At 61.1% G+C, this 12,780-nt stretch carries 11 protein-coding genes and 3 pseudogenes; 6 read left to right on the top strand and 8 right to left on the bottom strand.

Translation table 11 applies throughout. The features are described 5' to 3' along the window. Both FY112_RS21115 and FY112_RS21120 read left to right on the top strand, forming a co-directional pair. A partial coding sequence (locus tag FY112_RS21115) for a putative quinol monooxygenase (protein WP_151519212.1) occupies positions 1-257 on the top strand: 257 nt, incomplete at its 5' end. Positions 258-312: 55 nt separating this feature from the next. Then, positions 313-1,155: a type 1 glutamine amidotransferase domain-containing protein gene (locus FY112_RS21120; protein WP_151519195.1), complete on the top strand. Its 843-nt coding sequence runs from the start codon at positions 313-315 to the stop codon at positions 1,153-1,155. 351 nt (positions 1,156-1,506) lie between these two features. Here FY112_RS21120 and FY112_RS21125 read toward each other — a convergent pair. The 3 genes and pseudogenes from FY112_RS21125 to FY112_RS21135 all read right to left on the bottom strand — a co-directional run. After that, positions 1,507-1,710, bottom strand: a pseudogene (locus FY112_RS21125) (AraC family transcriptional regulator); the annotation flags it as partial. Positions 1,711-2,132: 422 nt separating this feature from the next. Further along, positions 2,133-2,897 (bottom strand): slipin family protein, encoded by a 765-nt coding sequence (locus tag FY112_RS21130; RefSeq protein ID WP_131620438.1) that lies wholly within the window; start codon positions 2,895-2,897, stop codon positions 2,133-2,135. Positions 2,898-2,925: 28 nt separating this feature from the next. Then, positions 2,926-4,275: a nodulation protein NfeD gene (locus tag FY112_RS21135; RefSeq protein ID WP_151519196.1), complete on the bottom strand. Its 1,350-nt coding sequence runs from the start codon at positions 4,273-4,275 to the stop codon at positions 2,926-2,928. Between the two features lie 267 nt (positions 4,276-4,542). Between FY112_RS21135 and FY112_RS37950 the strand changes: the two genes are divergently transcribed. The 3 genes and pseudogenes from FY112_RS37950 to FY112_RS21150 all read left to right on the top strand — a co-directional run bounded on the left by FY112_RS37950 (position 4,543) and on the right by FY112_RS21150 (position 5,678). Further along, complete coding sequence (locus FY112_RS37950; protein ID WP_245506292.1) at positions 4,543-4,686, top strand: HlyD family efflux transporter periplasmic adaptor subunit; 144 nt, start codon at positions 4,543-4,545, stop codon at positions 4,684-4,686. Beyond that, a pseudogene (locus FY112_RS21145) lies at positions 4,643-4,960 on the top strand (SDR family oxidoreductase); the annotation flags it as partial. The gene FY112_RS37950 and the pseudogene FY112_RS21145, both read left to right, overlap by 44 nt. Further along, entirely contained in the window at positions 4,929-5,678 is a 750-nt protein-coding gene (locus FY112_RS21150; RefSeq protein WP_246700721.1) for a response regulator transcription factor, read from the top strand. The pseudogene FY112_RS21145 and the gene FY112_RS21150, both read left to right, overlap by 32 nt. 108 nt (positions 5,679-5,786) lie before the next feature. Here FY112_RS21150 and FY112_RS36875 read toward each other — a convergent pair whose 3' ends face one another. After that, the gene (locus tag FY112_RS36875) at positions 5,787-5,936 is read right to left on the bottom strand and encodes a hypothetical protein (RefSeq protein ID WP_181018259.1); all 150 of its coding nucleotides are present in this window, start codon (positions 5,934-5,936) and stop codon (positions 5,787-5,789) included. A 153-nt stretch (positions 5,937-6,089) separates the two neighbouring features. Beyond that, positions 6,090-6,436, bottom strand: a pseudogene (locus tag FY112_RS21155) (DUF488 domain-containing protein). Between the two features lie 242 nt (positions 6,437-6,678). On the opposite strand from FY112_RS21155, the gene FY112_RS21160 reads away from it, so the two are divergent. After that, positions 6,679-7,818 carry a polysaccharide biosynthesis/export family protein gene (locus tag FY112_RS21160; RefSeq protein ID WP_017956923.1) on the top strand — a complete coding sequence of 380 codons (1,140 nt, stop codon included), beginning with the start codon at positions 6,679-6,681 and terminating at the stop codon, positions 7,816-7,818. Here FY112_RS21160 and FY112_RS21165 read toward each other — a convergent pair. The 3 genes from FY112_RS21165 to tssM all read right to left on the bottom strand — a co-directional run. Then, complete coding sequence (locus FY112_RS21165; protein ID WP_151519197.1) at positions 7,815-8,732, bottom strand: serine/threonine-protein kinase; 918 nt, start codon at positions 8,730-8,732, stop codon at positions 7,815-7,817. The genes FY112_RS21160 and FY112_RS21165 overlap by 4 nt on opposite strands. Further along, entirely contained in the window at positions 8,722-10,095 is a 1,374-nt protein-coding gene (tagF, locus tag FY112_RS21170) for a type VI secretion system-associated protein TagF (RefSeq protein ID WP_151519198.1), read from the bottom strand. The genes FY112_RS21165 and tagF overlap by 11 nt, the downstream gene beginning before the upstream one ends. Before the next feature lie 10 nt (positions 10,096-10,105). Next, positions 10,106-12,780: type VI secretion system membrane subunit TssM (tssM, locus tag FY112_RS21175; protein WP_246700722.1), on the bottom strand; the 2,675-nt coding region annotated here is incomplete at its 5' end.

Here is a 12,780-nt window from a genome sequence, read left to right on the forward strand (position 1 = left end):
CGGGCAAGGAGGCGGCTCTTGGCGCCGCTCAGGAAAAGCTGGTCACCGAAACCTTGGCCGAAGATGGCTGCCTTCGCTATGAACTGCATCAGTCGCTGGATGACAGCCGTGTGCGCATTTTTGTCGAAACTTGGCAAAGCGAAGCGCAGTGGCGCGCCCATATGGACAGCGCCGCGATGCAGCGGTTTCAGGCGAGTGGCGTCGGCGACTATTTTGCCGACTTCGCCCTGCATCGCCTCATCAAGGTGGCCGGCTGAGCTGCCGCGAATCCCTCTTTTCCCAAAACGGACATTCATCCAATCGGAGGAACCCATGAAATTGCTGCGCAGTCTAGCTCTCGCTCTTGCACTTGGTACCGGCGCCATCAACGCCCATGCCGGAAACGTGCTGATCGTCCTGTCCGACTCCGACCGTCTCGACCTGAAGGACGGCATGTTATTTAAAACCGGCTTCTACCTCAATGAACTGATGCAGCCGGTGAAGGCACTGCTCGAAGCCGGCCACGACGTTACGTTCGCCACGCCAAAGGGGACCGCCCCCTCGGTCGACAAGACGTCCATCGACAAGATGTATTTCGGTGGCGACGAAGCCGAGTTCAAAGACAGCGAGAAGCAACTGTCGGAACTCGGTCTGCTGTCGAGCGGCCGGTCACCGGTCGTCAGCCTCGCCCGTATCGAACAGATTGGCTACGACCACTTCGATGCGGTCTATATTCCAGGTGGTCACGCGCCCATGCAGGACCTGCTGGTCAGCCCCGACCTCGGCAAAGTGCTCACCTATTTCCATGAAAAAGGCAAGACCACCGCATTGGCCTGCCATGGCCCCATTGCACTGCTTTCTACCATGGCAGACGCGAAGGGTTTTGTTAGTCAGTTCGAGGCGACGGGAACGGCGGATGCGACCGCCGACTGGATCTATGCTGGCTACAAGCTCACCGTCTTCAGCAACCGGGAAGAGGAAATGGCGAAAGGGCTGCTGAATGGCGGCGAGATGAAGTTCTACCCGCAGGACGCCCTCACCCAGGCAGGCGGCCGGTTCAGTCGGGCCGAGGCACCGTTTGCGGCACACGTCATCGTGGATCGGGAATTGGTAACCGGTCAGAACCCGGCGTCTGCACCAGCCTTAGCACAGGAACTGCTAAGCCGTTTGAGGTAGCGGGCGACAACTCACTCGGCGTCGCCATCGCACTTTTATGCTTCTCCCTGTTGGGCTTATTGCCTGCACTCCTCAATTTCCTTCTGATGGCGCCATTCATCAAAAGGTCAGGAGGCGGTTGCTGCTCGGTATTTCTCGCATCACCAGCTACCTGGCGATCGCGGTCTTTACGGTCTGCCCCACCGCAAGGCGTGTTGATTGCGGATGCGGAAGACGACAGTATGCACACTGGTGGCACACGCCATGACGATCAATGTCCGGAAAAGAAAATGCCGATAGTTCCTTTGGCATGCTGGCCGGAAATTTCGATCAGCGACTATAAGGCGGCACACGTAAAAGACGAGTTACGGACTACACGCTACGCCGCCAATTGCCGGGCGTCGCCCCAACGATACTTGCGAAAACCCGTGTGAAATGGCTTTGGTCGGCGAAGCCGCAGGCGATGGCGACTTCGGCGAGCGGAGCGTTCGAGGTGCGCAGCAGGGTGCGGGCGCGATCTATTCGTTGGCTCACAAGCCATTGATATGGCGTCATGCCCGTCGTCTCTCGAAAGGCGATGTGGTTCGTGACCGCGTCTTAGCGCTGTGGCAGCGATCTGCTACTCACGGCGTCTCGGGCGGCTTGTTTTCGGGAGAACGAGTTCAGGAACACTGCGAAGCTTCCTAGGTGATCTGACAGGTCGCTTGAAGCCCGGATTTTGCGCCAGCGTGCCGTCAATGACATCATGCTCGAGTTTTTTAGCGCGCTTAGTATTGCGTTCAAGTGATGCTCGGAGCGCGGGATCTCGTTACTTGGATGAAGTTATCAGGTGTAGGCCTCTCACATCGTTCAAGGCGGGCATTTTGCACGGCTCGATGATCGCCCACCGCTTCGCAGGTTATGGCATTGCCGATGAAGATCTCAAACGCACTTCTTAGCTGACACCTTGACCGCAGGACCATCGCTCCATCGGCAAAAACAACGCATTCAAGGCGTCGTCATCGGTCCGGTTTGGGCGGCATCAAATTGCCGAACTCCATCGGAAATGGAAATATGATCGTCGAGGTCTTTTCGCCGGCGATGACGTTCAATGTACTCAAATAACGAAGTTGCATGGCCTCGGGTTGCCTGGCGAGGATTTCGGCTGCTTCAAGCAGTTTGGCTGCAGCCTGTTGCTCGCCTTCGGCATTGATGATCTTAGCGCGCCGCTCGCGCTCGGCTTCCGCCTGACGGGCAATTGCACGGATCATCGATTCGTTGATGTCGACATGTTTGATCTCCACATTGGCGACCTTGATGCCCCAGGCATCGGTCTGGGCATCGAGGATTTCCTGAATGTCGATGTTGAGCTTGTCGCGTTCCGCCAGCATCTCGTCGAGGTCATGCTTGCCGAGCACCGAGCGCAGTGTCGTCTGGGCGAGCTGGCTCGTCGCCATCATGAAATCCTCGACCTGGATCGTCGACCTCTCGGGATCGACGACCCTGAAATAGATCACCGCGCTGACGCGGACCGAAACATTGTCATGCGAAATGACATCCTGGCCGGGCACGTCGAGCACCCGCGTGCGCAGGTCGACCCGCATCATCTGCTGGACATAGGGGATGAGCAGGATCAAGCCAGGCCCCTTGACACCGGTGAAACGGCCAAGCGTGAAAACCACGCCGCGTTCGTATTCCCGCAGGATCTTGATCGCAGATGCGAAGACGACGAGCAGAACAAAGATGATCACAAGATAGAAGGCGAGATCTGCAAACATGCCCATGACTTTTCCTCCTGCATTCTGAAGGCCGTTAGGCCTCCTGCGAACTGCGGACCACTTCGAGCGTCAACCCATCCCGGCCGGTCACTTTCACGCGGTCGCCGGCGGCAAGCGGCTCAGTTGAAACGGCCTTCCAGCGCTCGCCATGGGCGATGACGTAGCCCGAGATGCCCGTCCAGGTGTCGACCTTGCCTGAAATTCCGATCATCTGCTCGCCGCCGGTGACGACATCGTGCCAGCGCGAGATGAAGGCGAGACGGGCAATGAGAAGGCTAAGAGCGAGGCAGGCGACGGCGATTGCGCCAAGCACCGACCAGGAAACCTTAAGCCCGGATATGTCCGTGTCGAACAAGATGGTAGCGCCGAGCACCAGTGCGATGCCGCCGCCGAGGCCGAGTGCACCGAAGGACGGCGAATGCGCCTCGGCCACCGTCAGACCCACGCCGAGAATAATCAGCCCGAGGCCCGCAAAACTCACCGGCAGCAAGGCCAAAGCATAGAGACCAAGCAGCAGGCAGATGCCGCCGATCGTTCCCGGCACCAGCGTCCCGGGCGTCAGAAATTCAAAGATCAGGCCGTAGATACCGACCATCATCAAGATCAGCGCGATGTTCGGATCGGTGATCACCGAAAGCAGGCGGGTTCGCCAGTCCGGTTCAAGTTCTTGGACGATGAGCCCCGATGTTTCCAGCCGGACATCCGTCTGACCGACCCGCACGACCCGGCCCTGCGCCTGTGCCAGGAGATCGTTTATATCGGCCGCCCCGAAATCTATGACCTTCTCACGCAGAGCTGCGACGGAGGAAAGGCTCGCGGCCTCGCGCACGGCGCGCTCCGCCCAGTCGGCGTTACGATTGCGCAGTTCCGCAAGCCCGCGGATATAGGCCACCGCATCGTTGATCGCCTTTGCCTTGCCGGCATCGCGCGGCACTTGCCGCTGCTTGCCGGTCGTATCAGGGCTGTCGTTCCGGTCATCATCGGATGGTCGGCCGCCAATCGCGATCGGCGTCGCCGCACCCAGATTGGTGCCCGGTGCCATTGCCGCGATATGGCTTGCGTAAAGAATATAGGTGCCGGCGCTGGCGGCTCGCGCTCCGCTGGGTGCAACGAAACTCGCGACCGGTATCGAGGAGGCAAGGATCGCACGAATGATGTCGCGCATCGACGTGTCGAGACCGCCTGGCGTGTCGATCTGCAGGACAACCAGGCTGGCGCCACGTTCACTGGCTCGTTGAAGGCCGCGTCTTACATAGTCGGCCATCGCCGGGCCAATCGCCCCGTTGATCTTCAGGACTATAACGACACGCTCAGCTTCGGATGCGGGCGTCGCCAGGCCCAAAGCCGAGAACAACGTCAGCAGCAAAGCAAGGATTGACGGCATCCACCGCCAAAGCTCCAAACGCCACACAATCGTCCGCCGGACTCTCATATTTTCAAATATATGGCAGAACTGCGAAACGGTAAGAGACAAGTCTCTTCTCTGCGCCGCGTCGAGCGCGGCTGGAAACATTCGTGATCTGATTTGGCAAAACAAATGGCGGCGTGGCGCAACAACGTCGCCGACAAGGCTGAGAAGCAGGCGGCAGCATCGCGCGAGATCGATGAGAAGGAACAGCAGCTGATCAAGGCTGCCAAGCGGCTGGAGTCGATGACGATCAAAAGCCCGATCAAGGGCATCGTCCAGACATCAGCCATCACCACGGTCGGCCAAGTGGTGACCGCGGGCGCTGAACTGATGCGGATCGTCCCGGACGAGACCACGGATCGCCGGCGCGGGTTATGCGACGTCTAAAGCAGCACTTTCAGGATTGTCCCGCGTGCTGGTCTCTCAATATGGTCCCTATGGCATAACATCGAATGTCGTGGCGCCTGGTCGCATCCTGACGCCGCTGACAGGCTCCTCACAAAGCAAGATCAACATCGACGCGCTAGCCCGTATTCCGGCTGGTCGGCCAGGAGCTCCGGACGACGTCGCGACAGTGATCGCGTTTCTGGCATCGGAGGATGCCGGGTTCGTCAATGGAGCCATTATAGATGTCAACGGTGGCGAGTTCGCGCCGAGCTGAGCTCGGTTCACAGGCGAGGAAAAAGGCAATCGACACGGCTCCCGTCATTCTGGTTTGCTCGCAGAACGCCGAGCTTTATCTACTCCTCGCGCACATTCTGCGTAGTGAAGGTTTTGAAGCTCGTCTAGCAGCAAGTGACGACGATGTGGCGGACGCCCGTACATCAGCAGAGCTTTCCGCCGTGATCCTGGATTGTGCAGGCTGGCCGAGTGATGTTGCGCCCTTTTGTGCGCTCTTGAAAGATTCAAGGCTTCCGGTGGCGGCACTTATTGGCGAGGACACACGTGCCCAGCACTTGCAATTGATCAAGGCCGGGCTGGACGAAGGCATCACGCGTCCTTTGTCGCCTTCAAAGCTTCTCGCCTTTCTCCACGGCATAAGCCCGCGGTCGGAGGCTTCGACTCTGCCAAACTTTGCTGCCGCCGCCGACATTGTCTTTGGTCCGCAAGCCGTCGTGGTTTCAGGCAAGAGAATAGCTCTTGCGCCTATCGAGATGAGAATACTTAGATTCCTATTCGAAAAACAGGGGCAGATCAGTACCCGCGAGCAACTCATCGAAGGCGTTTGGCCCGATCCACACGCTGTAGAAAGCCGCACGGTTGACGTGCATATCGGCCGGCTGAGAAGAGCGTTTGCAGGACTCCGCAATCTGAGGATTCGCACCGCATACGGGGCGGGTTACGCTCTCGATACCACCATTGTCCTCCCGATGTCGTAGCCTCTCACGGGCGACAGCGGCACAGGCGACTGGACCGCCTCCGGATATAAAGGCGGGGTCTCAAAAGGATCAGCGTTAAGAAGGAGCCGTCGGCATCGGCACGAGTTTTTAGTGCTCCCCCGGGAAGCCGACATCAATCTGTCCCGCCGTATAGGCGATGTAGGCGATCTGAGGATCGGTCGGCTTGGCATCGGCGGCAATCGAAGCCGTCCCCAGTAAGGCCACCATCAGAGTGGCGCCGAGAATTCGTTTCAACATGATCTGACTCCCTTGTGTCGTGACCGAGTGCCTTCCCGCGGCAACAGGTGGTGTGCCTTCGGAGGCGAGCATTGGATGCAGCTCGGATGAAAAGGTTCCCGGAAATTTCGGACCCAGAGAAGCAGCTTGCCATCGGCGTCGGTCACCGACGCGTCAGTCTTTGCTGAGGAAACGCTGAAGTACGATGGCGTGATTGTGGTCCACGTCTTTCGCAGCGTAGAGAAGCGTCGTGTCCGCTTGCTGAATCTGGCGTTTCAGCTCCTCGACGACGGAGGGATTCTTCTCCAACTCGTCCCGATACCGGCGCTGGAACTCGTCCACTTGGCGGGGTCGTGGCCAAACCATCGGCGCAGCGCCGGGCTTGGCGCGATATCCTTCAACCAGATGTCGACCGCTGCATCCTGCTTGCTCAACCCGCGCGGCCATAGCCGGTCGACCAGAATGCGCATGCCGTCTTTGTCGTCTTTCGGCTCGTGGATTCGTTTGATGCGCAAGGCCATTTGTCCACCCGTCATACGTTCGAAAGCCATTCTCGACCGAATACGCGTGATAAGGTTTTGGTTCCAGACTGGAGCCCGAGGAACAGGTACTGGAACCTGTTCAGACAGCAATATGGTTGCCAATTAGCCACACCTGCCAGCCTCCGAACTGTCATAATTGATTTTTCGCGTGCAACTGGTATTGCTCGGTCGTACACCGCTGATATTTTCCGATTCTCTCAATGTTGCCAAAAGGATACTTGATGCGAAAGTTGGCGCCGTTCGTCCTTGTCGCAGTTCTTAGTGCCTGCGCCCGGCCATCGGATGGCCCAACCGCCGGTGGTTTCTACAATGCCACCGCCCCTCAAAGTAACGAGCGGATCCCGGTGGTCAGGCTCTCTGAAGCGCCGATGGGTCCGGTTGCGGTGACCCCGCTTGCCTATGCTGCCACAGATCCCGGGCTCAGCCTCATGCGCTCGAGCGGTTTTGCCGATACGAGGCTACGGCGCGGCGACGTTATCGAGGTTACGATCCTCGACACCGGCGAAGAGGGACTTTTCTCCTCAACCCAAAGCAAGACCCTCAATCTCGGCCGCTTCACCGTCGATTCCACGGGCAACGTGACCCTTCCTTTCGTCGGCAAACAGCGAGTGGTGGATTCTTCGACCGAGGCGTTGCAGACGCGCATCGTCACCGGCTTGAAGGGGTCGGCAGTCAATCCGCAGGCTGTGGTCACCGTGGTCGACAGGCCCTCCAGCGGTATCACCGTCAATGGCGACGTGCGTGCCGCCGGTCGCTTCCCGCTCACCGCCCGCAAGGAGCGTGTGCTCGATGCAGTAGCACTTGCAGGCGGCGCATCGTCTGCCCCGGGTTCCGCGACCGTCACGCTGATGCGCGGCAAGCAGCGCGCCACCGTGCCGCTCCAGCGCGTCATCGATGACAACAAACAGAATGTCTACCTGCTGCCCGACGACCAGATCTATATTGACAAAGATTCACCCACCTTCACCGCCTTCGGCGCCTTCAAGAGTGTCGGCGAGTTCGAATTCGAACCGGGCAGGTTGACGCTTGCCCAGGCGCTCGGGCGAGCCGGAGGCCTGCTCGACGATCGTGCCGATGCGCGCAATTTCTATGTGCTGCGCAACCAGCCGGTCTATACGCAGGTTGCTGCCGCAAACGCCAAGACCCCGGTGCCGGCTGTCGTGAGCACCAAACCGGTGATCTATCGCGTCAATCTGAAGGACGTTTCCAATCTGGCGCTGATGCAGCGGTTCCAGATGATGGATGGCGATATCATCTACGCCAGCAACGCCAGCCTGGTGGACTTTGCCAAGCTCTTCAACGTGTACCAGAAAAGCGTGCCGACGGCCGCAGCACCGATCCCGGGGTCGAGCGGCAATTAAGCATCGACAACAGGACGTTTTGCGGAGCCGCCGAGCAGATGCAAGGCGGCTCTTGCATTTTCAGGCCTGTCCTGCGGGGGCTGTTGGGAAAGGCGGTTCTCCAATGCCATCAGGGCTTCGGTTTCGTCGCTCTCCTCGTTGCAATGGCCAAGCAGCAAGGACAGCAGACACCCGGCTGCGTAAAGATCGGATCGTTCGTCGAGCGGTTGACCGGCCATCTGTTCGGGGGATGCGAAATCCGGCTGGCCGGCAAAGGCAAGATCGAATTGACCATGCCGGGATCCGCGCTCAAGCGCGATGCCGAAATCGGCGATCCTCAAACGGGAGAGATCGCCGTCGGCGAGAAGGTTGAGCGGCGACAGGTCGCAATGCACGAAACCGGCGGCATGGATGGCCTCCAGGCCTGAGAGCACTGAGGTCATCGCTGAAGTGATCTCGCCGAGCGATAATGGCCTTGCCTGCAAAAGCTCCGCAAGGCGGCTGCCAATCCATTCCATGACCAGGGCAGGGCGCCCATCGGCAAGGCGCAGAACGGTCTGTGTCGCGGCAATGTGGGGATGGCGGAGCGCCATTCCGATTTCCGCCTCGCGCAGCATCAGTTTCCTGAGGACGGGATCGTCGGCGTGGTCGGGCCGCGGCATCTTGATGGCATGAAGCGTTCCGAGATCGCGATGGCGGGCGCGATAGACCCGGGTGGCCGCGCCGTCATGGATCAGCGCCTCGAGCATAAAGCTGTTGGCGACGATCTCGCAATCCGCGTCGCGAAGCCGGGCCTCGCCCCGATCAAGCGCGTCCCGGACGCGGTCTACCAGGATTTTCCGGGTCTCGGGTGAACCGTGATTCAACGCCTGCCAGAGATGCGAAAAACGTCGCGCGATCTCTTCGAAATCCATCTCTGGATGATCATCCGTCATCGGTCTCCACATCGATCACGATCGCGCTGAGGTTTTCACGGCAATTGGCAATCAGCCCCTCCTGGACGAGGATATCAGCCGCTTTTTCGATTTTTGCGGAAAGGAGGATTTCGGCAATGCTTCGCTCGGGCACGGTGGTTGGAAGGGGCGTGCTGCAGAGCAGGAGCCTGTCGCCGGCCTGCAATCCGCCGGAGCGGACTTCGGGAACAAGATGTCCGCGCATGCCGATGGCGCGCGAGAGCGTGCGCCGCAGGCCGATCTCCACATGGTCGCGGGTGAGGCAGCGCATCAGGCCGTCCCGCAGGAGATAGCAGCGGGCGTCACCCACCCAGAGCAGGGCGCAACTTTCCTGAAACGTGGCCAGCACGACGATGCTGGCGGCGGACGGCTCGCGGTCCTGGGAAAGATAGGCCGATTGAAGCAGGCCGTGGGCTCGGCCAAGCTTGCCTTTGATGTCCTGCACCAGAGCTTCGATCGACTGCTGGTTCCCGGTTTCAGCCAGCATATGGACGGCGATCTTGCCGACCTCGGCAGCGCTGGTGCCGTCGCCGATGCCATCGGCGACGGCAAAAAGCGAGGGCGTTTCCGAAACGAGCAGCGCATCGGCGTTGACGCTCAGCCGTGTGCCGGGATGGGTGGCATGGCTGTGGTGGATCACCAGCGGACGATGCGGTTCGGCGATAACAGGGCCTGGTGTCTCGGCCGTTTCGGGTTGCCGACTTGTCGAAGCCGCGGGGGAATGCTCGTGCAGTAGCTTCGGAAAATCCTCGGGGTCCGGGGCGCCGCCGATACGAAACCCCTTGGCTCGCCGATCCTCAGGGCCGATCCGCCACCAGAGCGTGCCGCGGCCGGAAGCATTGTCCTGCAGCGTCTCGTTTTCCGCGAGGTCGGCTGGGCGCAGGGTCCGCAGTCGCTTCAGGCTCGCGGTGAAGTGATTGATGTCGAAATCCCGCTTGGCCGAGCTTTCGGCGATCGCCTCGGCGGCCGTGAACCAGGTGTCATCAAGGTAGAGCTGACGCGGATGCTCGGCAAAGCCGTGAAGCTGGGCGGCGATAACCAGCGGGAAACTGCGCCCGACGCGGTCGAGGCTCGGAAGCAGAACGCCGGCAATGGTGGCCGGCCCCCAAAGACCGCGTTCGACGATAAAACGCCATGCCGGCATCATGCGAAAGCGGCGTTCCCAATCCTCGCCGAGTTCCCGCTGCGCCGCTTGCAGCCCCGACTGCAGCCAGACGTCGAGCGACGCCTGCAGGTGGCGGCTCAGTCCCGTCGAAACGAAATCGCCATGGCTCGGCAATTTGCCGAAGAAGCCGATCCTGTCGGCTTCGGTTTGGCTTCGGTCCAGGGTGGCGCGCTCGTTCATGACGGACCGGTCAGAATTGCGCCGGGCATGAGAAGGCGCCGAGCGCCTCCAGCCGGAATGGATTGAGCACCGAACCGAACTGCACGTCGAACTCCGCCGTCTGACCGTTCTGCTGGAATTTTGCCCGGAAGAGGTCGTCGCCCTGTATGGCGAGATCGGCATCGTCGAAGAGCCGGAAGGGCGACCAGTCGCCGTTCTCCGTCAGCGCCTGCTGCCAGCCGCCCGGCTGGAAGGCGAGGCGCGAGACGTTGCTGGCTTCGGTCGACGGCCAGGTGATCGATTTCGATTGGATGGGCCCGTGGAAATAGACCACGCGTTCGCCCTCGATCTCCAGCATCACGGCGCTGGCCGCCTCGGTCAGCGATACCGGCTTGACGTTGATCGATATCGATGGGTTCTCGCTGCCGGCCGGGAAAAAGGCGCGGTTGATCTTGTCGGCATTCTCGAACTGGGCGATCGCCGCACTCGGAATGCTTGTCGCGCCGAACGTGCCCTTCCAGCCCCATGGCGAGGCGCTGGTGTCGACGAAGGCTTCGAGCTTTTCCTTGAAGAAGGTCTTGAACAGCCCCTCCGGTCCGAAAAGCCTGATGAAATCGCTCATCGCCACGTCGCGCGGAGATTTCCGGTCGAAGGGATAACGACCGGCGACGACATTCGAGCAGAAGCCCGCGCCTTCGGCAGCCCAGGCGTCGCTGATGCGCGAACGGGCGGATTTGACTGCTAGCGATCCGACATCCGCAGCCAGTCCCGCCATCCAGCTATCGATCGGCGCCGGCAGCTTGCGGGCCTGTTGCAGCAGGTCCTGGTTGGCGTCGGTGAGTTGGCTGTCGACGTCGAAGACTTTCGCGACTTCGGCGGTCGACGTCGTGGCGCGAGAAAGCTGCTCCTGGACCCTTTGCAGGATCGGTTCGAGCTGCCCGATCTCCGATCGCGGCGCATCCTTCGGCTGGTCGGCCGGCGACGATTGGCCGGCCCGTGCCTTCAGCGCTTCGCGAAGACGGCCGAAGGGGTCGGGCGCGTTCGCTGCGCTGGCAAGCGCCGTGGTCGAGGCTGGCAGGTTGTCGCCGGCGGCCGAGGCGATTTCTGCACCGGGTGCGCGCAGATCGGTGGCAGCGACGATCGATTTGGTGATCGTCTCGACAGGACCGGGCTTGCCCGCCAGGATGCGGGTGGTTTCCGCCGCATCGCTAATCGTCTGGGAAGGCTTCACCCTGATATCGGTGAGGATCGTCGACCAGCGCTGCTCGAAGGCATCGAAGTAAAGCTCAAGCGTCGCCTGGGCGATTGTGTCGACCGTGACACCGGCCGGATTGGGATCGCCGCGGACCCATTGCTCGTCGAGCGCCTCGCGCGCGGCGTCAGTGATCCCAGGCAGAACGACGGTGCGGTAGCCGATCGCGGAGAAGAGGCCGGGAATGCCTTCGTTGAGCGGCGCCTTCGAGGTCCGCTCGAAAGCCTGTTCGCCGAGCGGCCCCAGCGCGCCTGCCGGGCTCCAGGCGGGAAGCGCGCGGGACCTGCGATATTCCGCCAGAATGTCATAGGCGCGGCTGGCGATGTTCTGCGAGCGGATGACCTCGCGCGCCTTGGCGATCAGCGCCTTGTCGAGCTCGATCGGTGGCAGCGCGCCGCGCGCCATGACATCGGCATGGGCAATCAGCGCCTGCCGGGCCGCTGCCCTGCCTTCGTCGGGATAGAGCTTCGTGAACATGTCTTCTGCTTCCAGCGCGGCAAAGTCGGCATTCATCGGACCGAGCCCGCCGAGCATGCCGTAGAGCTTCAACGCATCGAAGGTTCGGGTGACGTCGGTGGTCTCGGTCATGTCCTTCTGGAGCTGCACCAGCATGCGCGGCAGGAGCAGCGTGTTCAGCGCCCGCTGATAGGCCTCGCGCTGCCGGCTGGCGACCTTGCCTTCCTGGTCGAGGCCGAGGCTTATCGGCCAGACGCGGGTCTTCGAGAAGTCGGTGGTGACGGCGGCGAGATTGTCGAGCGCCGGCAGGATGCGCAGGAAATCCGCATCCGAAACGTCGCGAACCGGCACGCCACGCACCAGTTGTTCGTAGGCGTCGACGCGTCTTTCCGCGCCGGCCAGTGCCGTGGTGTTCTGGATGTAGGTGGCCGTCCAGCTCGTCAGCACCACGGCAAGCAGCAGGACAGTGGCGGCATAGGCCGCGCGGCGGAAGAGCAGCTGCCGCCCCGAAAGCCGCTTGTCGCGGGCGACCAGCGAGGCCTCGCCGAAGATCACCTCCTTGAAGAGGCGCGAGAGGAAATAGCTGCGTCGCATGCGGGGGACGGTGACCGTCTCCTCCCTCTGGGTGCTGGAGGCGAAATAGATGCCGCGCAGCAGCGGCGCCTCCACCAGCCTCGAACCCGAGCAAAGCTCGGTGACGACCTCGTGCAGACGCTCCTTCAAAGAGGTAAGCTCTGCCGGGAAACGGAAGATGCGGCCGCGCAATTCCGGATTGGGTTCCTGCTGCAGGCGTTCGATCAGCATGGTATCGACGCGCTGCTGCAGCAGGGTAAATTCCTCCATGAAGCGTTCCGGCAGGTTCGCCGCCTTGTAGCTCTCGTCGAGCCCGAAAGTCGTGCCCCAGACCTGTTCGCGGTCGCTTTTGTTGAAACCGTCGAAGAACTCCACGAAGCCGGTCAGCAGATCGGCTTTTGTCAGCAGCAGATAGACCGGCACGC

This window comes from Rhizobium sp. PEPV16 (assembly GCF_008919455.1).
Lineage (GTDB): Bacteria > Pseudomonadota > Alphaproteobacteria > Rhizobiales > Rhizobiaceae > Rhizobium > Rhizobium leguminosarum_Q.